Genomic DNA, 18,173 nt, shown 5'->3' on the forward strand with positions numbered 1-18,173 from the left:
TCACGCACCGACCGTGTGGCGGACGGCCGCGATGCCGACCGGGCGCAGCACCCGGGTGGCGAAGTAGCCGAATAGCGCGAGGTCGATGTTGGCCGGCCCGTTGCGCTCCTCGTAACGGAAGGTCAGCAGGCCGGACTCCCACGCCCACGCGTCGTACTCGTTGACCATGAGCGCGTCCGCGTCGCCGGCGGCGTTGCCGCCCATCGACCACGCGGGCTGGAACGTGAGCCCGTCGACCTCCCACGACTGCGTCGAGGCGTTGCCGGTGCCAACGGTGTTGACCGGGTTGCCCGAGGGAAGCAGCGGCCGGCCGTCGCTGTCGACGGCGGTGGCGAACGCCGAGGTACCTTCCTGGGAGAGGTAGCCGCGGGTCGGCGCGGCGAAGCGCCGGAACGGGTAGAGCGCTTCCGCGAGCCGGACGCCGGCGATCAGTTCCTTGCCGCCGTAGGTGGCGGCAGCGGCCGAGCCGCCGGCGCTGGTGCTGACCTGGGCGCCGGACGGGACGAACCCGTTGGTGATCGTGCCGCCCTGGCCGTTCGCGCCGTTCAGCTCGGCGTACACCATCGCCTCGGTCTGCTGCGAGTACGACTCGCCCATCGCCTGCATGGCGATCGCGTCGATGGCGGGGTTCGAGCTGTCGACGATCTCGCGGGTGAGGGTGAAACCACCGCTGATTGCCTTGGGCGTCACGGTGACCGTCGCCAGCGTCAGCGTGCCCGGGGTCGGGTTGGTGCCCTCGGTGTGCTGGCTGGACATGCCCGAGGCGCTGGCGAACGACGGGATGGTGAACGGCGTCGCGTCCTCCAAGGCACCGTGCGAGATGCCGCCGACCAGCGGCCGGCCCTTCATCAGCTGCGCCACGTACAGGTCCGGCCGGTAGCCGGGCGGGACGACGGCCGCGGCGTTGGTGGTGTTGGCCGCGAACATCGCGTTGGCCACCTGGTGGGCGATGTCCTTGGTCTGCGCCTCGAACCGCAGCAGCCGCTCGCGCGCGTCGCTGTCGAAGTTGCGGTGCGCGTTCCACGAGTCCTTCACCAGGGACGGGCCGGTGCCGTTCATGCTGTACACCGGCGCCTCGCGGGTGACCACGGCGCGGCCGGCCGGCACCACCTGGCGCTCGTGCTGCTGCTGGAACGGCAGCCGGGCGAACGCCTCGGCTACGGCGGTGGCCATCGCCTCGGACATGCCGGCGGTCAGCTGGGCCACGTGCGCTTCGGTGAGGGTGGCCGCCGCCTGCACCTGCTCGGCGGTGGGCGGGGTAGAGGCCGGACCGGCGGCCGGGACAGCCGGGGCGGCGGTGGGAGCGGCAGGCTGCTGCTCGGGGGCCGGTGCGGTCATGGCGGGGTTCTCCTTCGTCGTCGGGGCCGGTGCCCCGGGTGAGGTCTGAGAGGCGGTCACGGCGGTGACGCGCGCGGAATCGAACGCGGGCATGGCGGTAATCGAGACCTCGCGCAAGGTGGCGCGGGTGACCAGGCGGACGGACTCGTCGGCGGGGTCGGGCTGCCACGCGTCATCGATGCCGTCGAAGAACACGCCGATGGACAGCCCGTCGAGCACGCCGTCTTCGGCGAGCGACAGCACTTCGTCGCCGGCGGCGCCGCGGGCGACCTTGAGCGTTGCGACCAGCCCGGCGGCGGTGACTTCCAACTTGATCGCGACGCCGACGGCCTGCGAATAGTCGTGGTCTCGGAACATCTTGACGCGCGAGACGTCCGACCAGATCAGCGATCCGGGCTGGAACTTCCAGTACGCCCAGCCAGAACGGGCAACCTGGTTCCAGGGCACGGCCAGGCCGGTGATCGTCCGCTTGGCACTGTCCACCGCGAACTCGGCGGCGGCGACGTCGCCGCCGAACGTGAACGTGGCCAGTTCTTCGGCGGTGGCGTCGAACGTGACGGCGGGCGCGATGGCGTTCTGCACGGCGGCGGACTCCTCGGGAGCGGGGGCGGGGGCTGCCGTGGGCGCAGCCGGCTTAGGCGTGGGCTGCGGGGTGGCGTCGGGGATTTGCTCGATCTCTGCGATGCGCTGGTCGTTGTACACACCGACCTCGCGGCCGATCTTGTACGTCTCCATGCGCGTTTTGGTGTCCGAGCGGAGGAAGCCGTTGTAGTCGACCCGGGCCTTGTGGCCGCCGGGGACGACGTCCCGCATGGACAGGCGCGTCTCGATCGCCGAGACGTAGGCGGCAAGGGTGAAGTCGACCAAGTCGAGCCGGCGCTGCTCGGCGTTGGCGTAGGTTCGCGAGGTGGTCGAGACACCGAGGTCTTCCGGGTCGATGCCGGCGTGCCGAGCGATTTCCAGCACCGCGTAGTCGCGCGCGCTGGACAGTTGCAGCTTTTCCGGGTCCCACTGGAGAACTTCCGGCTTGAGCGCGGCGCCGACGTAGCCCCAGCTGCGTTCCGAGCGGGACGCTTCCCACGTGTCGAGCAGCGGCTGAATCTCGTCTGGGTCCTGGTCGGCGAACCCGTCGGCCGGGGTGAAGAACCCGAGCGGCAGCGGGTCTTTCGTGTACTGATCCGCGCGCTGGTCGAGCGCGATAGCCATCCGGATGGCGCGGGCGGCCGAGGTCAGCAGCGCCTCGTTTGGCGAATCGATGCGGATCAGCTGGGAGTCCGGCACGATCTCTTCGGCGATGCCCTGCGGCCGGCCGTTCTCGTTTACGTAGACCTTGGCGTCGGTCTGCACGAGCACGGACCGCGGTTCGAGCCGGCGGACCTTTGTCGGGAAGCCGTGCCAGCCGAATTCTGTGACGCGCCACCATGAACGGCCCTCAAACAGCATGTCCTCGACCGTGCGCGTGATGGTCACCGACCGGGCGATATCGATTTCCGGCTGCTCGAACAGCTCCGACTCGACGACGCGGCGGCCGGGGTCCAGCATGCGGATCGGGAGAGTGCCGAGGGTGCCGCAGATCAGGTCACGTGCGCGCTTGACGGCGCCGACGCTCAGAGCCTCGGCGCGGCCGACGCGCGGGGGGAGCGGGCCGGTAGTCGAGCCGCCTCGGCGGATCTCCTCGGGCGCGTTCAGCTCGAACACCACATTGGACAGGTCGACCCGGGGCGGTCGCGGGCGTGCAGCGGTCGGCGCGTCGCGCCAGCCCCCGCCGAACACCGTCTTGATCCAGCCCACACGCAGAGGCTATGTGGAAATAATCCCGTCAATCGGTAGGGGAACCGCAAGATTTCCCGTCATGACGGATCTCCTGCTCGTCGACCCCGCAAAATCACCGCTTTCTGGGGTGGTGGCGGCAGAGTCCGGGCCAAGTGGACGGCGCCGGCGGCGGCGTAGGCGGCATCGCAGTGGCCGGCGCCCTTGCGGGTGAACCGCCAGGCGTCGCCCTGCATAAGCTTCTCGGCGCCGAGCACGTGCGCGTCCAACAGCGGGTCGCCGGAGTGGGCAATCTGTGCGGTACGGATGTGCTCCGCGAGCCCCATGCACACCGCGGTCGTCTCGCGGGTGATCTGCTCGACCGTCACGCCTGGCGGCGGCCACGCCGCACGGCCAGGACGCTTGCGGTCGGCCAAGTCGGCGGCCACCGCGGCGGCTGGCCCGTTGGGAAACCACCCGATCTTCTGCGGCTTGATCCGGCGGACGATGCCCGGCAGCGCCTCGCGCATGGCCTGCGTGCAGCCTGCCCCCTCCCACGCCTCGACGACCTCGACGCGCACGCGGTTGTCCGGGAGCATGGCCGCAGCCACGAGCGACGCGTGCAGCCCGTCAATCGAGACGTCGAGGCACAGCGCCACCCGCGCGCGAACGTCGGCCAGGTCGCCAGGCTCAAGACACCCGTCGGGCGCCTCGGCGGCCCACTTCCCGCCGTCCACCGCGCTGTCGATGATCTTCACGCGAATGCACATGTTCTCGGTCAGAAAGCCGGCGAGCTTGTCGCCGCCCTTCTCGACCGCGACCCGCGCGTCGCCGATCAGCGCGTCCGGGTCGATCCGCCGGCCGAGGTTCGGGTTTGCCTGCGCGAGCGCGTTCAGGTCGAGTGGCGACGAGCCTTCCGGCGCGCTCCACTCGAAGATGCCCAACCGCGGGTCACCCTCGCCGGACTCAATGAACTTGATCGCCGCATCGCGGGTGTCGTTGAGCACCACCGACCGGTCCGACCCGGCGTTGGACATCGCCCAGATCTGGGCGTCCCACACGGCGTTCGTCGCCGGCACGGCTGCGTCCCACGCGCTGTAGTCGTGGTGCTGGCGCAGCTCGTCGAGCACCAGGCGGTCAATCGTGAGCGACCGGCCGCCTTCCTCGTTCGACGCGGCGATCTTGTAGCGGCTGCCCTCGTCAAGAACCTGTTCGATCGCGTCGGCCCGCCACAGCACTTGCTCGCCGTTGGCCTTCCGAATGCCGCCCTTGGCCGGCACCTCGGCGTCCAGCTCCTCGACCTGGCGCGCGAGCCGGCACGCCTTGCGCCACGACTCGGCGGCGTAGTCGAGCTTCGTCGAGGTCCCGAGCACCATGGGCACGCGGTCGACGAACAGCCAGAACAGCGTCAGGACCACGACAACTTCGGTTTTGCCATTCTGGCGCGACACCAGCACGAGCACCTTTCGGAACCGCGGCCGGCCGTCCGGCAGCAGCTCGCCGGCGTGGATCGCGAGCCATTCCTGCCACGGGTCGAGCGGGTGGCCGAGCGGGTCTCGGGCGAACTCGCACACGTCGAACCCGTAGGACGTCTCAGGCGTCAGCTCGCGCAGCGGCGGAGTCCAGATCCGCGGTTCGATCGAACCGAGAATGCTAGCCCCGTTTCCGCTGCTCGCGTCGCTTTCGAAGCTCATCAAGGGCTGACTTTTTGGCAGCGTCATCCGCCGGCACCCCCTTTGCGAGTGCCTTGCGCGCCGCCGGCGTCGCGCCGAGGCTTTCGAGCACGGCCAGCAGCCGCCCGGCCAGCTCGGCGATCGTCCGCCCGCTCGACTCCTCGTCGATCGCCTCGCCGAGCCGCTGCGCGAGCGCGACCGCGCCGGCGTCCTCGGGCGAGGTCTCCAACACCCCGACCGCGGCTCGCACAGCCTTGGCCATGGTCGTCGGAACGCCCGTCGAGGGGCGCTCGGCGGTCATCGCGGGTCCCAGAAAAACGCGGGGAGAGAGACGTTGACAGGGACGTGGATCAACGGCCCGGTGTGGGTGGGGAAAAACCGCAGGTCAGGGCATGTGTCCACTGTGATCGGTCGTTTCCGCAGGTCAGCGGCATGATCGGCACGTTTCGTGGTGGGCGACGGCGTCACCATTCGGTCCTCGGCCTCGGCCTCGGGTCTACTGCTCGCGCTACCCGCAGCTGTGCCCCTGCCCGTCGGTTGCACGCCCGGTGCTCGGGCCCCTGGTACTCGCGCTTGTCCGTGCCGTCCCGGTGGCCGAGGTCCCACGGATCGCCGGACAGGATCAGCCGGCCGCACCGGGCGCATGCGACGTGGCCCTTGGCTACCTCGGGCGCTAGGGCCTCGCGTAGCCGCTGGTGCTGGGCGCCGTAGCCCTTGCGGGTCGTGTCCCCCGCCCGCTGGTGATCGGCCATGCGTCGGATTCTAACTGTCTAACCAGGTTAGACGGTTAGGCGACAAGGTTCGGTGCCTTCGTGACGCCCGCGTCTGGGTGCCCCGATTGGCCGCACCTGACCCTGTCGCGTTGTTACCATGGGCGACAGAGGTGGCCCAACCGATTGAGGTACCTCACCTTTTCGTGGCCGATTACCCGCGACGATGGTCGCGATGTGGTCAAGAACCGTGTGCGTATGCAGTGCATCGCGGCTGCGGCACGATAGTGTGCCTTCATCCGCTTCGGAAGACACACCACGTAATGAATGGATCACTAAGCGTGCGCACTCAAGTTGGCTGTCGGAGTTGTTTTGCCTGGTCGGGGCCGGATAGTCAACTCTGCGACACCTTCGAAGCGTGCCCCGGGCGGCTCTGTCAGTTTAATTGAAAGGAGTAATGCCAAAATATCGGGAAGCCTCAAATGGACAGCTATTTATGAGCATAAAGAAGCGCCCACCAGCTGCAACTGATGGGCGCGTGGAACGACCCGATGGGATAGGCGAATATCCAAATGAGCAGTTCCGTTAAGCATGGTAGCAGTGATCGGCGCGGTGAACCCGGTCCGGACTACAAGCTAAGCCACTGGTCAGAGGCCATCCGGCACGTTGTGGCCGCCACGTCCGCGTCTGTTGTGCAACGCGGCCGTGACGCGATTGAAAGGAAGTCGACCCCTAACGACCACATCAGCGCTGTGCACAACTTGTTCGCTGACCAGGCCGCGGCCGATCGCCTGCACAAGTTGGTTCGGCTGATCCTCTGGAGCCTTCTTGCGATGCTCCTGGTGCTCGCGGTCGTGGCGATTGTGCGCCCAGAGGTGTTTGTGCCGCTGTTCTCCTGACCGGAGGTAGTGGACGCGGGTCGGTGCTACGGGGCCGTACCCGACCCGCGTCGCCGCCGAACGATGCTCGATCGGCGGCGTCCATCAGGGGCGCCATTCCTCGCGGTAGTCCGGGTGGTCGGCCTCAGCCACGGCGAACCGCTTGATCACGGTGCGCATGACCTTGCACACCATCTCGCGCGCGGGACTGTCGGGCTCGGCGCAGTGGCGCGCGTAGTCGTCGAGCACGGCGCGCTTGGCGGCGAGGTCGGCGAGGAACCGCTGACTCGGCCGGTCGGTCGATGCTGCCGCGTCGTCGAGCCGCGCCCAGTAGAACGCGATGAGCGGGTCGAGCTTTGGGCCGGCGGCCGGGTGGCCGTCGTCGTCGTAGTAGGTGACGGTGCGCGTCACCTCGTACTCGTCGGCCACCAGAACACCGCCTCTCGTCCGGGGTCATCACATCATCGCTCACGGGCCGGGCTCATGCTGACAACCCGCTGCACCTCACGGCTGGTCGTGGTCGCCGGCGGCCGGCTCGTCGTCGATTGGGTCGCACGCCTGCTCGATGATCCCGTGGTAGACCACGCTCCGGTGGCCGTCGACCTCGACGACGTAGAACCGGTCATCGACCACGCCGGCCGTGCGGGCGACGTCGGGGTGGTGGTGCCAATCCGCGGCGATCGTCCACACCGTGCCGGTCTCGCGGTAGCGCAGCCGCTGACCGACCGGGTACCGCGGTTGCTCGTCGTCACCCACCGGCTACCTCGGTCCAGTCCTCGACGACGATCACGCGCCGGCGGTACGCCTTCCCGTCGACCCAGGCGTGCTCGGCCGTCAGCTCGCCGGGCGGCGTCCAGCCGGCTTTCAGCAGCGCGGCCACCATGCGGTCCGCATCACCGCGCAGTCCGGGCGGGGGCGCGCCGATGTACGACGTGAGCATCGCCCGGTGGGCCAGCTCGACGGCCTCGGCGCGCTCGCGCTCGTATTGGCCGATGCGGGGGTCATCGGTCACGGTCGCCACTCCTCGCGGTAGTTCGCGTGTCCTGCGTACTCCAAGCCGAGCAGGCGCACCACGTCACGGTATGCCTCGTTGTAGCCGTCGCCGCCATCGGCGAAAGTCACCAGGTCGAGGATTCGGCGTACGGCCGCGATGCGCCGCAGGGTCTTCGCCGGGTCCTGGCGCGCAACGTGCACGACGTCGTCGGCCGGGCGGTCCGGGTTACCCGGACATGCCGAGTTTTCGACGACCAGGCGTCCACCGACGCTGCCCCGCTGCTCGACGTAGGCGCCGCTGAACGGCCCCCAATCGCCGGACACCCACGGCCCCGGGGTTGCCGCCTCGGCGGCACGCCGGTCAGAGTCGAGGCGCTTGCGCAGGAACAGCACCAGCGCCTCGATCACCTCGGCCTCGGCCTCGGCCTCGATGTCGCCGAGCGGCAGCGGCTCGACGCTCACCGGGGCCGGGCTCCCCGGGGGCGACCACGTCGCCGGCACCCGCAGCGACGGGTAGCCGCGGCCACGCTGGCGGGTCACCGGCGCACCCACGGGTCCGAGACGGTGCCGGCCGCCCGGAAGGCGCTGGTCAGGTCGGCGCGCTGCTGCGGGCTCAGCGGCGGCGCCGGCGGCGCGGTGATCTCGGCGACCGCGGCCCGGTACCCACGCAGCCGCTCGACGTCCGCGGCGCGCCAGCCCTGGCGCTCGGCGACCTCACGCAGTGCCGCGTCGCCGCCGCACAGCTCGTCGTGCTCGTGCCGCTGCTCGCACGCCCAGCCGACCAGCACGCCGTAGCACCAGGCGTCGACCGCGCCGACCGAAAAATCTCGAGAATCGCCGATTAGTGCATGAGCCGCGCTCGCGAGCGCGTCGGCCAACAGCTCGACCGGCACGCCGCCCAGCTCGTGCCGTGCGAAGTCGTACGGCAGCACGTCGGGCCAGACCGCCGGCCGCAGCCAGCCGGCGCGCACCCAGCGGGCGACGACGAGCAGCGGCAGCAGCAGCGGCAGCAGCGCGAGCGCGCCGGCGGTCACGGCGTCACCTCGCGGGCCGGCCGCGCCGAGACGGTGGTGCCTTCCCAGACGAGCACCGTTTGGTGCTTTGGGAACGCGACCGAGGCGGCGTCCGCGATGTGGCGGTAGTCGTCGGGTGCCAGCTTGGCGGGCACGGTGATGACTACGACGTCGTCGGGGTCGAGGTGCAGCCGGTCGGCCTGCGGCATCAGGTTGGCGGTCGCGCGCGCGGTCACGAGCAACTCGGCGTCCGGGCCGGTCGTCGCGGTCACGAGCGTGGGCGTGCACGGCGACAGCTCGCGCAGCGCCGCCAGCAGCGGGCCGGCCGCGGTGTCGAAGTCGACGCCCTCGGGCAGTGCGTACTCGACCAGCACGGCGTAGGTGGTGGTGCTCATCGGCTCACGGCCAAGGCGATGGTGGTCACGATCGTCAGCAGCATGATGGCGGCGTTCCCTCGGCGGGTGATGTCGGCGCTGGCGCGGGCGAAGGTCAGCCCGACGATGCCGAGCACGGCGGTGGCGAAGACGAGCAAGATCAGTAGTCCAGCGGTCACGGTGTTCGGTCTCCTGTTGTGGGTGCGACTGATCGCCGGCCGCTGGCGGCGCGTTGGTGGCGTCGCCAGCGACCGGGTGTTGCTACCTGGCGGGTGCTGGCGACATCGCCGGCTGCCCGGCGCGTTCCTGGCGCAGCTTTTCCAGGGCCTGGCGCACCTCGTGCTCGCTCACGTCGAGCTGGCGCGCGAGGATGCCGCGGCCGGGCGGGCGCAAGCCGGCCGCCTCGGCGCGCTCGACGATGCGGGCGACCTCGTCGAGCAGGTTTCTGCTGGTCACCTGGTCTTCGCCAGGTGTCGCGCCGGGTTCTGGCGCGGGTTCCGCCGGGATCTGGTGAGCAGGCGTCGGGTCCTGGTGCGCGTGCTCCGGCTCCTGGTTCTGCTGCTCTGGCTCCTGGCGCTCGGACGTCGGCTCGACGACCGCGGTGGGCGCGGTGCGCACCAGCAGTGCGCCGAGGTGCACGAGCGCCGCGAGGAATGCGGGCGGGACGGCCGCGACGAGCGACGCGAGCCACCAGGAACCGGCGGCGCCGCCACCGGTCAACCCGTGGTAGGTGGCGTTCGCCAGCACGCTGGTGGCGATCGCCACCAGCGCCAGGCCGCGGGCGTAGTTCGTCGTCTCTCGCGGTGCGCCCTGCCCGAGCCACACCAGCGTGCTGGCGACGATCGCAACATCGATGGCAACGGGCAGCAGCGCCGAGGCGTCGACCGCCCACGGCAGCAGGGGCAAATTGACGGTGGTGTAGCCGACCAGCTGTGCCAAGCCAGCCAGCCCGGCGTAGCTGATCACCATCGACGATGCCGCCGAGATCACGATGCACAGCCACGCGGCCACGCGGAACGCAATTTCGCCGGGGCTGCTGTAGTCGTCCACGGATGTGCTCCTGTCTTGGGTGGGTGGTCAGGCGAAGTGCTCCCCGCTCGGGCGTGAGCCGGCGGCGCCTACGCGCAGCGGGGGCGGACGATCAGCGGTTGACGGTGATGCCGTGCTCGGCGGCCAGAGCGACGCCGGCGTCGGTGAAGTCCACCCACGCGTCGCCTTCCCACCGGAACGTCGTGATCAGCCCAGCCTTTTTGAGCTGCGTCAGGTTGCCGCGGCCTTCCTTGCCGATCTCGACGTTCCCGCCGACCATCGGCGTGCCCGACCAGTTGCCCGCGTCCCGGGCGAACGCGAGGAACAGCCGCAACGACGTGTCGGTGATCTCGGTTCGCGCCTTGGCGGTGCGGCGTTCTTGCTCGGCGCGCAGAGCATCCAGGCCGCGGGCGGTGGCGTCGCTCAGCGCCTTGTAGTCGTCGCTGTCAAGGATCTTGATCGACGCGGCCAACTGGGCGTCCGTCATGCCGCGGGCGACGTTGTCGAGCAACGCGCGTTGGTGGAGCTCGCCGACGATCGCCTGCTGCGTCTGGTGAGCGGTGGCGATCGTCTCGGCGCGGTTCATACCCGCGTAGGTCAGCGTGACCGCCGGCTCAGCGTCAGCGCCGGCGAACCGAAAGACGTTGGTCAAGTCGGTGGTGGTCATCCGCGCGAGACGTTCCGCCGGGTACAGGTTCTTGCCGGCGACGGTTTCGTGCTGCTCGATCATTCGGTTTGCCTCCTCGACTGGGTGGGATCTCACCCTAACATGGGTGGGGTCCCACCCGTCAACGACGTGTTTTAGGTGAGGTCTCACCCGTGTTAACCTCTGGCCTATGGCGAACCAACGCGACGCCGACAAGTTCCCCGGCCGGGTGTGGGCACCGCGCGGCTTGTGGCTCCAAGCCGGCGGAGTCGCCACCGCGCAGGGGACCGACCGAACGGCCGAGATCATCAAGTTTCTGCGCTGGTACGTCGGGGAGGATGGCGCCGAGCCGCCGACGCGTCCGGAACCCGGCGCGCCACCAAGTAGCTCTTGAGCGTCGGCCGCGGGTGATCCTCGCGGTATAGCGCCATTTCCGCTTCGTAACCGCCGGTCGCCTGCTCGGCCCGCTCGTCCCACAGCCGGACGGCCTCCCGGTATGAGCGCACGACGTCAGCGTGCTCGACGCTGCACGGGTGGGCCCGGCACGGCGAGCGGTCCGCAGCAAGGGCCGTCATCGGTCTGCCTCGCCGCGGCGGAGGTACGCCCGCCCCTCGGCGGTCTCCTGGCCGTAGTGCCAGTGGTCCGGCTCGGCCGGGCACACGAACGCGGACATGCCGGCAGCGTCGGGGTGGGCGACGCGCGCGGCGTGCCGCGCGGCCTTCCGGTTGTGGTAGGCGCGCAGCCCCGAGGCGTGGCACACCCACCACTGGGCGCGGGTCGACTCGTGCCGCTGCGGCTTGCCCTTCCGCCGGGGCGTCGGGCGTCGGCGACTCGTCATCGGCCGGCCGCCTTCCCCGCGAGCGCGCCCGCAATCAGACTGCGGCTGTCGACAACCGCCTTTACCCGGCGGTCCCACTCGGCTTCTGCGGGCCTCGTCGGAGTCAGGTACAGATTCACCGGGCCTCCCGGTCAAGTCGTTGAATGGCGCGGGACTTGGCGGCCCGCTCGCGGGCGACGAGCCGGGCCCGCTGCAACGCGGCGTACGCGCGCACCAGCGCGCTCACGGGGTCAGCCACGGTCGGCCGCCGAGGCGCGCCGAGCGGGCAGCAGGCGAAGTTCCATGACGCCGTCGTCGCCGGCCACGCAGCCGAGCTGACCGTGCGTCCATTGCTCGGCCGGCCCGCCGTACGGGCGCCAGACCGCCGACCACGAGCGCGGATCACGCAGCCGTTCGGCCTCGGCTTGCGCGTCCTCGGCAGCGCGCTCGGCGACGCGCACGGCCTGGCGGGCGTCGTCGAGCTGGGCGGTGAGCCTGGCGCGCTCGGCCCGCAGCCGGCCGATCTCGGCGAACACCGCGGGGTCGGCGAGCAGACCGGCGTCCGCGACGACGGACTGACGACGGCGGTAGAGCGCGCGCACAGGCTCGGCGAGGTCGGCCCACGGGACGCCGTCCGTCGAGCTGTCGCAGAACACCTCAGCCGCGCGTTCGATCACCTCGGCGCGCGTCGGCCCCGCCGGGGCGGCCGGCACCTCGGCCAGCTCGCCGATGCGGGCCAGCAGCTCGACCCACGGCAGCGCCGGCGACGGGACGCCGGGCATGAACCACAGCCGGTTCTCGCCGCGGGTCCAGTGGCGCCCGGCCGGGTCGCACACCTCGGCGACGTCTTCGGGCTCGTCGTCGCCGATCTCGAACGTCCGGGGCGCGTCCATCGCGTAGCCAACCGCGGCGAGTGCGGCTCGCACGGCGTGGTCGAGCAGCGTGGTGACGTCGTAGTCGGGGTCTGCGCCGGTCGTCGCCCGGTGGACGCTCGGGAGGTCGGCGACGTCGCCGACCGCGACCCACACGGGGTGCTGGCAGCTGTCGAACGGCTCGGCGGACGGGACGAACCCGCCGCGGCCGGCCACGGTGACGAGCGCCTGCACGTCGGAAGCCAGCAGCCGTACCTCGCCGGGGCCGAGCCCGAGCCCGTGAATGTGGTCCGGGCGCGTCATCCGGTCGTGCTCGGCGAGGTACTGGCGCAGGCGCGCGGTCGCGTCGAGCGGCGTAGTGGTGGTCATCGGGTCAACTCCTCGGGGTTGCGGTGGCGGTGGGGGCGTCGTTGGGCTGGGGTGGGACTCCTGCGTGCAAGTCCGGGAACGGGCGCTGCTCACGCATGTACGGGCTCGGGGAGCGGCCGGTGAGCCTCGGCTGCGGGGGTCCAATGGGGACAGTCAGCAGGGAGGTGGGAGAGCTGAAAGCTACGGAGAGCCCGCCCCCGTCCCGTCCCGGAGACCCCTGCACCTGCGCCGAGGACTCGCCTCGACGCTGGTCGGTGGGCAGGCTGGTGCCGTGCGTCGAGGCGCCTTCGCGCACGTCGGAGTGGTCGGCGGCCGGTGCGACTGCTGCGCCAGCAGTTGCGACCGGACTTGCGCCCGAACCTGCGTCCGGACCTGCAACGGTCGCAGGTGCCGGCGTAGGTAGGTCGAGGAGAATCATGTTGGCCTGGAACGGGGTTCGTCGTCCCTTGCGGCGGTTGCAGCCGCGGCAGGCAACGACCAAGTTGGCCATGCCGCCGGCGATCTCGGGGTCGACGTGGTCGTAGGTCAGGCCGTCGTCGGACACGCGGTCGCTGTGCTTGCACGTCTTGCCGCAGTAGCGGCAGGTGTCGGCGTCGCGCAGCCGGACGGCCGCCTTCAACTTCGGGTCGCGCAGCTCCCGGTCCTTTGCTTTCTTCACGTCGTTCTCGGAGCGTGAGGGGTTGCGGTCGAGGTAGTCGTGAATGACGAACTCGTAATCGGGTTTCCACTCGCGGCCGTCGAGGCACGCGCACTCGGGCGGCTTGCCGTGCTCGTCGAGTTGGTGCAGCAGCGGTTGCCGGCCGAACCGGGCGCGCAGTAGGCGCCGGGTGGTGGCCGCGGTGCCGAACAGCTCGACGATGTCGGCCGTGACGAACCCGTCGCTGCGCTCGCCGGACACCCACGTGAGCAGCTGCATGAAGTGCCCGAGTGCGGCGTTGATCTGGTCTTTCTTGCGGTCGCCGGTCGCGCCGTCGTCGGCCAGGCCGCGGATCTTGACCGACATTTGCAGCCGGTCGTCAAGGCGGGCCCAGGGCATCAGGCACCGCCGATCATGAGCATGGTCATGCGGCGGGCTCGGCTCCCTCGGCCGCGCGGTCGCGCTCGGCGGCGTCGGCGAGGCGGCGCAGCGCGCGCTCGACCGTGCTTAGCGATACGCCCACGGCTGCGGCGATGACGGCCGGCCCGTTGCCGGCGGCGTTCAGCTTGGCGATCTCGGCGTCGCGGCGGGCGACGCGTTCGTGCGAGCGGTCGGGGAGCCCGTAGGCGCCGCGAATCCGGTTGACGGTCCGCCGGCTCAGGCCGAGTTGGCGGGCGATCGCGTTGTCGTGCACGCCCTTGCCGGCCAGGTCGATGATCGCCTGATCGTGCTTGCCCATCTTCGCCGGCGCGTGCGGCGTGTTGGGGTCGGCGGCGCGGTGGCGGGCGGGGTCGTAGTCGGGGTGCAGCCCGATGGTGCCGCCGAGGTCGTCGCACCATCCGGGGACGCGTGGCTGCGCCATGGCGGCGAGGTGCACGGCGGCGGCCAGCAGCCGGGTGGGGCTCGTCTCGGCCCAGCGGTTCAGCCGGCCCCAGATCTGGTTCACGTCGTAGTGGCGGATGTCCCGCGCCAGCTGGGCGGCGTCGGCGTCGGCGCGCTGGGCGCGTTGCGGCGCGTTCCCGGTGAGCTTGGGAACGTGCTTGAGGTCGCGGTTCTTCTCGGTGTGAAAGTCCACGGGTGGTCACCTCCAAAGGGGGCAGGCAGAGCACCGGCCCGGCGCGGATCGGGACCGCGCCGGGCCGGAGTGCGGGCGGTTAGGGCTGGGTGTCGCCGGGCGCGGGACGGCCGCCGTAGAACAGCGACGGGAACGGGGCGCGTACGTGGCGGCGCGTCCAGGCGTCGCGCACCTTGCCGAGGGTGTCGGTGTCGGCGTCGCGCTCGTCGCCGTCGTCGTCGGTGACGTCGAAGTGCCGCAGCCCCGTCGGGTCGTCAGCGACGTGCTCGACGAACACGCCGTGCTCGGCGAGCGCTACGCCGGCCGCGGCGACCGCTGCCGGGTCGGCGGAAATCACGATGCGGACGGTCATGCGGACTTTCCTTCCAGCGCAAGGGCGAACCGCTCGATACGGTCCAGCTCGACGCGGCCGAGCAGCTTGCCGTCGACCAGCAGCCGCCGGTCAAGCTCGACCAGCACGGACACGCGCGGGCCGGCGTCGACAACGCCGGTGGCTTCAAGCTGCCCCGGTTGGCCGATGGTTCGGCGGGCGTTGACCTTGGCGTCGCCGAGGGTGCGCACCCACTCGTGGAACAGCGGGACGTCGCCGTGCGGCAGCGTGAGCGTCAGCCCCATGCCCGAGCACGACAGTGCGGCAAACCGCTGATCGGCGATGTGGTGTGTGGTGGCGTGCTTGATCAGCTCGCGCACGACGGTGAGGTTGCTCAACGTCCGGCCTCCCCGGCGTCGGCGACCAGCGCCGGCGTTCCGGCGGCGACCGCGTCGATGACGTCGGCGTGCTGCGGGAGGCGTCGGCGGATCTCGGCGACGACCCCGCGCAGCCGCTGCGTCTCCTGCTCGGCGCGCTGTAGCTCGGACTGCGCGGCGCCGACCTGTTGACGGATGTCCGCGCCTTCGGCGATTTCCCTGTCGTGTATGAACATCAGCACGCGGGTGCGGCGGCGCACCTCGGCATTGCTCAGCAGCCGCGAGCGTCGCCGGCGTCGTCTACCCTCGGGGGCCGGGTCGGTGGTGGTGGTCATGCGGGTGGTTCCTTTCAGGCGCCGGCCAGCTCGCCGAGCTGGTCGCCGCTGCCCTCGCGGCGGAAGTCGCCGCGGTCGTCGAGGTAGATGGGTCCCCACAGCCAGTGCTCGAAAGGCACTTCGGCCGGGTCGTCGTCGCGGTGGACCAGCCAGCCGCGCGCGTAGTACTCGGTGCGCGTGTTCGTCACGCGTCCGTGGCACCCGGTCGTCCCGTCGCCGCACAGGTGCACGACGTTCGCCGGGTGCCACTTGCCGCCCTGACCGCGCCCCTTGCGGTGGTGCAGAGACTGGCCGGGCTGCTGCCCGCAGATCTCGCACATGCCGGCCGAACGCTCCGGCACGATCTTGCGGCACAGGGACTCGCTCACGCGCGCTTTTCCACGTGGGCAAGGAATCCGGCGAGCACGGTCAGGTCGGCGGTCGTCCACTCGGCTGTGTCGTTGGCCCAGTTCTCGAACGCGCGCAGGGTGCCGACGTACGTCTTGTAGCGCCGGCGCCCGCGGCGCACGATCTCGGCGCGCAGCTTGTCGGCCTCGTTCGCGTCCTGCTCGGGGGCGGGCTGCACGCCGGCGGCGACCGCGGCCCGGTGCTGTAGGTCGTGCTTCCACAGGTCCAGGGCGATGCCGAAACTTTGCCCGGCGTTGCGCAGCGCGTCGCCGATGCACTCCTTGACCGCGTTGCCACCGCGCGCCCCGGGGGCGTCGCCGTAGCCGGGGTGGGTCTTACCGCCGACGGTAAGCCAGATCCACAGCCCGCGGTTCTCGTCGAACTGCGGTAGTCCGCGCTCGTCGAACGCCATCGGTCGCCAGTTCCACTCGGCGTCCACCTCGTTCAGCCGCTCGCGCACGTAGGCGTGGCCGACGAAGTCGAGGTGGTCGTGCGCCGGGGTCATGATGCGGTCGCACGTCGAGCAGTGCGCCCACGTGCTGTGCTCGGCGCAGCCGCCGACCTCGCACGCCCGACACCAGGTCACCGGCTTCTTGCCGATGATGTCCTTGGGGAACGGGACGGCGAGTGCGTCGAGCACCGCGCGCAGGTTCTGCGTCACTCGGCACCGTCCGCGGCCGGCTGCTCGGCGGTGTCGAACAGGCTGGGCAGCGTCACGACGCCGGTCCGGACCAGCTCGGCGACCGCCTCGGCAGCATCGGGCGCCGGCAGGAACGACACGTGGGGGGACGCTTTCGCGGCCATGACGACGCCGGGCACGTCGACCTCGCCGCCAGGGCCGGACGGCTCGCCGGCGCGGTTCGACGCCTCTAAGATGTCGCGCTTGAGCTTGGCCGACAGGCGATCACGTGGCCTCAGCAAGTGCTTGGCGTGCTGGAACAGCACCGCCTTGACGTCGTCGTCGGCGCCGATGATGTCGGCGTCCATCTCGATCAGGTCGGGGTAATGCTTTCGCGCCCACTCGACCAGTGCCGGTTCGTTGGTGATGGTGGCCGTTTCCGTCGGGTTCGACATCGACGCCGTGCCGAGCCTGGTCCGCGTGCCGGGCAGGTAGACCCTTTTCGTGTCGCCCGGGTCCATCGACTCGCGGGTTTCCGCCTGCACGGTCGCGTAGTAGTCGTCTGCACGGTTGCGCTGGAGCGACGCGGCGGCGAGCCGCAGCCACTGTTCCTTCACTGGGCGTCGCCTGCCTCGATCGTCGCGACGGTCGCGGCGAGGTGATCGGCGAGGATGATCAGGTGATCGTTCTTGGGCAGCTTCTGCCGCAGCTCGGCGCCAAGTTCGTAGGCGTGGCTGGTGTTGATGCTCACGGCCATGCGGAACTTGACGCCGTCGCGCTCGAACTCGGCGGCGACGGTGCCGGCGCCGTCGTACGTCGTCTTGATCCAGCACGGCACGTTGAACGCCGCGGCCCACGCGGCGACGTCGGCGACCGCCTGCCAGGGGCGAACGAAGTTGTTGGGCGTGCTCAGGCTGACGTACTGCGCGTACACGCTGATTCCGCTCAGCTGCGGTAGGCCGTTGCTCTGCTGTTCAAGGATCTTGGCCGCGGCGGTTACGCGGCTGCACAGCTCGCCGGTGGTGGTCATCGACGGATTCCCTTCGGGGCGTTGGGGCGGGGGTGGGGCAGGAAGATGAACCCGGGGCCGGCGCACGCGCAGGCGATCAGGCCGCGGTGAACGGGCCGGGGGATGCCGCATCGGCCGCACGGCAGCTTCACGGGGGGCGGGTTCACCGGGCGTCGTTGCGCCAGGCCGAGGGCATCGGCACGGAGTCGACCTCGCGGCGCCAGCCGAGCAGCGCGGCGTCGAGCGGGTCGGCGCCGGCCACCGCACCCGAGCCGCCCAACGCGGTCAGGTAGGCGTCGGACGCGGCGACCGCGGACAGCTCGGCCTCGAACTCGGCGACCACCTCGGGCGCGAGGCGGGGCGCCTCGACGGCTGCCACGTTCTCGATCCAGCGGGACGCGCCGATGAGCTTGCGAACGATCCCCATCACGCCACCGCCCGCGGGTGCCAGACCTCGACGTGGACGTCTCGGCCGCCGGCCTCGTCCAGCAGCTCGCGCAGCACGGTCGGCGCGCAGTGGCCGCAGGCGTCCGGCACGGACGTGCGGGCGTTGCGCTGGGCGGGGTCGGGGTTGGGGTGGAAGCGCACGAGCGTGCCGTGCCCGACCTCGCGGCAATGCTCGCACTGCTCGCGGTCGAGCCGTACCAGCGCCAGCACCCACGCACCGAGGCGGTAGAGCTCGTCCGCGACGTCCACCGCGGCGTTGCCGATGACGTCGATGCGGGGAAGCGGGACCGTGGCGATGCCGGGGACGATGCGGACGTCGGCGACGGCCCGACGGTGGGCGGCGACCAAGTCGACGGCCCGGACCGAACCGGTGCGGTGCCGGGGCCCGCGTGGGATACCCTGCGTGCTGTTCATAGCGTTGCCCTTCGGGGATAGAGCGGGCCGGTGTTGCGAGCACCGGCCCGCTTTCGCGTTCTCGGAAGAGTGGTGAACCGGCGGCCGGGCGGAGCGGGTCAA

General features: G+C 70.8%; 27 protein-coding genes. 1 reads left to right on the plus strand and 26 read right to left on the minus strand.

The genetic code is table 11. The features are described 5' to 3' along the window. Genes SD460_RS06835 through SD460_RS06845 form a run of 3 tightly spaced genes read right to left on the minus strand, consistent with a single transcriptional unit; the run spans window position 1 to window position 5,061 of the window. Window positions 1-3,129 (minus strand): phage portal protein, encoded by a 3,129-nt coding sequence (locus SD460_RS06835; protein WP_290055657.1) that lies wholly within the window; start codon window positions 3,127-3,129, stop codon window positions 1-3. Between the two features lie 59 nt (window positions 3,130-3,188). Next, complete coding sequence (locus tag SD460_RS06840) at window positions 3,189-4,781, minus strand: terminase large subunit domain-containing protein (protein WP_290055656.1); 1,593 nt, start codon at window positions 4,779-4,781, stop codon at window positions 3,189-3,191. Next, on the minus strand, window positions 4,741-5,061 hold the full coding sequence (locus tag SD460_RS06845; RefSeq protein WP_318306000.1) for a terminase small subunit: 321 nt from the start codon (window positions 5,059-5,061) through the stop codon (window positions 4,741-4,743). The genes SD460_RS06840 and SD460_RS06845 overlap by 41 nt, the downstream gene beginning before the upstream one ends. Before the next feature lie 981 nt (window positions 5,062-6,042). On the opposite strand from SD460_RS06845, the gene SD460_RS06850 reads away from it, so the two are divergent. Further along, the gene (locus SD460_RS06850) at window positions 6,043-6,369 is read left to right on the plus strand and encodes a hypothetical protein (RefSeq protein WP_290055654.1); all 327 of its coding nucleotides are present in this window, start codon (window positions 6,043-6,045) and stop codon (window positions 6,367-6,369) included. 84 nt (window positions 6,370-6,453) lie between these two features. Here SD460_RS06850 and SD460_RS06855 read toward each other — a convergent pair whose 3' ends face one another. The 23 genes from SD460_RS06855 to SD460_RS06965 form a co-directional block, all read right to left on the minus strand. Then, on the minus strand, window positions 6,454-6,777 hold the full coding sequence (locus SD460_RS06855) for a DUF6221 family protein (protein ID WP_290055653.1): 324 nt from the start codon (window positions 6,775-6,777) through the stop codon (window positions 6,454-6,456). Window positions 6,778-6,852: 75 nt separating this feature from the next. Next, a complete protein-coding gene (locus SD460_RS06860; RefSeq protein WP_290055652.1) occupies window positions 6,853-7,104 on the minus strand; it encodes a hypothetical protein in 252 nt (83 codons plus the stop codon). Continuing rightward, window positions 7,097-7,360, minus strand: coding sequence for a hypothetical protein (locus tag SD460_RS06865; RefSeq protein WP_290055651.1), 264 nt, complete (start codon window positions 7,358-7,360; stop codon window positions 7,097-7,099). The genes SD460_RS06860 and SD460_RS06865 overlap by 8 nt, the downstream gene beginning before the upstream one ends. Next, complete coding sequence (locus SD460_RS06870) at window positions 7,357-7,881, minus strand: DUF6221 family protein (protein ID WP_318306001.1); 525 nt, start codon at window positions 7,879-7,881, stop codon at window positions 7,357-7,359. The genes SD460_RS06865 and SD460_RS06870 overlap by 4 nt, the downstream gene beginning before the upstream one ends. Then, window positions 7,878-8,375 (minus strand): hypothetical protein, encoded by a 498-nt coding sequence (locus SD460_RS06875; protein WP_318306002.1) that lies wholly within the window; start codon window positions 8,373-8,375, stop codon window positions 7,878-7,880. Before SD460_RS06875 ends, SD460_RS06870 begins: the two co-directional genes overlap by 4 nt. Continuing rightward, window positions 8,372-8,749: a hypothetical protein gene (locus SD460_RS06880; RefSeq protein WP_290055648.1), complete on the minus strand. Its 378-nt coding sequence runs from the start codon at window positions 8,747-8,749 to the stop codon at window positions 8,372-8,374. Before SD460_RS06880 ends, SD460_RS06875 begins: the two co-directional genes overlap by 4 nt. Further along, entirely contained in the window at window positions 8,746-8,907 is a 162-nt protein-coding gene (locus tag SD460_RS06885) for a hypothetical protein (protein ID WP_290055647.1), read from the minus strand. Before SD460_RS06885 ends, SD460_RS06880 begins: the two co-directional genes overlap by 4 nt. Window positions 8,908-8,989: 82 nt before the next feature. Beyond that, on the minus strand, window positions 8,990-9,778 hold the full coding sequence (locus SD460_RS06890) for a hypothetical protein (protein ID WP_290055646.1): 789 nt from the start codon (window positions 9,776-9,778) through the stop codon (window positions 8,990-8,992). Between the two features lie 91 nt (window positions 9,779-9,869). After that, window positions 9,870-10,487: a hypothetical protein gene (locus SD460_RS06895; RefSeq protein ID WP_290055645.1), complete on the minus strand. Its 618-nt coding sequence runs from the start codon at window positions 10,485-10,487 to the stop codon at window positions 9,870-9,872. 487 nt (window positions 10,488-10,974) lie between these two features. Continuing rightward, window positions 10,975-11,241 carry a hypothetical protein gene (locus SD460_RS06900; protein WP_290055644.1) on the minus strand — a complete coding sequence of 89 codons (267 nt, stop codon included), beginning with the start codon at window positions 11,239-11,241 and terminating at the stop codon, window positions 10,975-10,977. A gap of 115 nt (window positions 11,242-11,356) precedes the next feature. Then, entirely contained in the window at window positions 11,357-11,479 is a 123-nt protein-coding gene (locus SD460_RS06905; RefSeq protein ID WP_290055643.1) for a hypothetical protein, read from the minus strand. Continuing rightward, window positions 11,472-12,461: a hypothetical protein gene (locus SD460_RS06910; protein ID WP_318306003.1), complete on the minus strand. Its 990-nt coding sequence runs from the start codon at window positions 12,459-12,461 to the stop codon at window positions 11,472-11,474. Before SD460_RS06910 ends, SD460_RS06905 begins: the two co-directional genes overlap by 8 nt. Before the next feature lie 4 nt (window positions 12,462-12,465). Continuing rightward, window positions 12,466-13,497 carry an HNH endonuclease gene (locus tag SD460_RS06915; RefSeq protein ID WP_318306004.1) on the minus strand — a complete coding sequence of 344 codons (1,032 nt, stop codon included), beginning with the start codon at window positions 13,495-13,497 and terminating at the stop codon, window positions 12,466-12,468. 25 nt (window positions 13,498-13,522) lie between these two features. Then, window positions 13,523-14,173, minus strand: a complete 651-nt coding sequence (locus SD460_RS06920) for a helix-turn-helix domain-containing protein (RefSeq protein WP_290055639.1) — start codon at window positions 14,171-14,173, stop codon at window positions 13,523-13,525. A gap of 79 nt (window positions 14,174-14,252) precedes the next feature. Further along, window positions 14,253-14,525: a hypothetical protein gene (locus SD460_RS06925; protein WP_290055638.1), complete on the minus strand. Its 273-nt coding sequence runs from the start codon at window positions 14,523-14,525 to the stop codon at window positions 14,253-14,255. After that, window positions 14,522-14,863, minus strand: a complete 342-nt coding sequence (locus tag SD460_RS06930; protein ID WP_290055637.1) for a hypothetical protein — start codon at window positions 14,861-14,863, stop codon at window positions 14,522-14,524. Before SD460_RS06930 ends, SD460_RS06925 begins: the two co-directional genes overlap by 4 nt. Before the next feature lie 14 nt (window positions 14,864-14,877). Next, window positions 14,878-15,195, minus strand: coding sequence for a hypothetical protein (locus tag SD460_RS06935; protein ID WP_290055636.1), 318 nt, complete (start codon window positions 15,193-15,195; stop codon window positions 14,878-14,880). A gap of 14 nt (window positions 15,196-15,209) precedes the next feature. Beyond that, window positions 15,210-15,563 (minus strand): HNH endonuclease signature motif containing protein, encoded by a 354-nt coding sequence (locus tag SD460_RS06940; RefSeq protein WP_290055635.1) that lies wholly within the window; start codon window positions 15,561-15,563, stop codon window positions 15,210-15,212. Then, window positions 15,560-16,243 carry a hypothetical protein gene (locus SD460_RS06945; protein WP_290055634.1) on the minus strand — a complete coding sequence of 228 codons (684 nt, stop codon included), beginning with the start codon at window positions 16,241-16,243 and terminating at the stop codon, window positions 15,560-15,562. Before SD460_RS06945 ends, SD460_RS06940 begins: the two co-directional genes overlap by 4 nt. Beyond that, window positions 16,240-16,818: a hypothetical protein gene (locus SD460_RS06950; protein WP_290055633.1), complete on the minus strand. Its 579-nt coding sequence runs from the start codon at window positions 16,816-16,818 to the stop codon at window positions 16,240-16,242. Before SD460_RS06950 ends, SD460_RS06945 begins: the two co-directional genes overlap by 4 nt. After that, window positions 16,815-17,231, minus strand: coding sequence for a hypothetical protein (locus tag SD460_RS06955; RefSeq protein WP_290055632.1), 417 nt, complete (start codon window positions 17,229-17,231; stop codon window positions 16,815-16,817). The genes SD460_RS06950 and SD460_RS06955 overlap by 4 nt, the downstream gene beginning before the upstream one ends. A gap of 142 nt (window positions 17,232-17,373) precedes the next feature. Further along, a complete protein-coding gene (locus SD460_RS06960; protein ID WP_290055631.1) occupies window positions 17,374-17,637 on the minus strand; it encodes an anti-sigma-D factor RsdA in 264 nt (87 codons plus the stop codon). Beyond that, window positions 17,637-18,071, minus strand: a complete 435-nt coding sequence (locus SD460_RS06965; protein WP_290055630.1) for a hypothetical protein — start codon at window positions 18,069-18,071, stop codon at window positions 17,637-17,639. Before SD460_RS06965 ends, SD460_RS06960 begins: the two co-directional genes overlap by 1 nt. Window positions 18,072-18,173 lie beyond the last annotated feature (102 nt).

Origin of the sequence: Amycolatopsis solani (genome assembly GCF_033441515.1) — a bacterium.
GTDB classification, from domain to species: Bacteria; Actinomycetota; Actinomycetes; order Mycobacteriales; family Pseudonocardiaceae; genus Amycolatopsis; species Amycolatopsis solani.

Coding starts and splice junctions, on each gene's coding strand:
- SD460_RS06840 (WP_290055656.1), bottom strand. CDS start 4,781: ATGAGCTTCGAAAGCGACGCGAGCAGCGGAAACGGGGCTAGCATTCTC.
- SD460_RS06845 (WP_318306000.1), bottom strand. CDS start 5,061: ATGACCGCCGAGCGCCCCTCGACGGGCGTTCCGACGACCATGGCCAAG.
- SD460_RS06850 (WP_290055654.1), top strand. CDS start 6,043: ATGAGCAGTTCCGTTAAGCATGGTAGCAGTGATCGGCGCGGTGAACCC.
- SD460_RS06880 (WP_290055648.1), bottom strand. CDS start 8,749: ATGAGCACCACCACCTACGCCGTGCTGGTCGAGTACGCACTGCCCGAG.
- SD460_RS06895 (WP_290055645.1), bottom strand. CDS start 10,487: ATGATCGAGCAGCACGAAACCGTCGCCGGCAAGAACCTGTACCCGGCG.
- SD460_RS06900 (WP_290055644.1), bottom strand. CDS start 11,241: ATGACGAGTCGCCGACGCCCGACGCCCCGGCGGAAGGGCAAGCCGCAG.
- SD460_RS06910 (WP_318306003.1), bottom strand. CDS start 12,461: ATGACCACCACTACGCCGCTCGACGCGACCGCGCGCCTGCGCCAGTAC.
- SD460_RS06915 (WP_318306004.1), bottom strand. CDS start 13,497: ATGCCCTGGGCCCGCCTTGACGACCGGCTGCAAATGTCGGTCAAGATC.
- SD460_RS06925 (WP_290055638.1), bottom strand. CDS start 14,525: ATGACCGTCCGCATCGTGATTTCCGCCGACCCGGCAGCGGTCGCCGCG.
- SD460_RS06935 (WP_290055636.1), bottom strand. CDS start 15,195: ATGACCACCACCACCGACCCGGCCCCCGAGGGTAGACGACGCCGGCGA.
- SD460_RS06955 (WP_290055632.1), bottom strand. CDS start 17,231: ATGACCACCACCGGCGAGCTGTGCAGCCGCGTAACCGCCGCGGCCAAG.
- SD460_RS06960 (WP_290055631.1), bottom strand. CDS start 17,637: ATGGGGATCGTTCGCAAGCTCATCGGCGCGTCCCGCTGGATCGAGAAC.
- SD460_RS06965 (WP_290055630.1), bottom strand. CDS start 18,071: ATGAACAGCACGCAGGGTATCCCACGCGGGCCCCGGCACCGCACCGGT.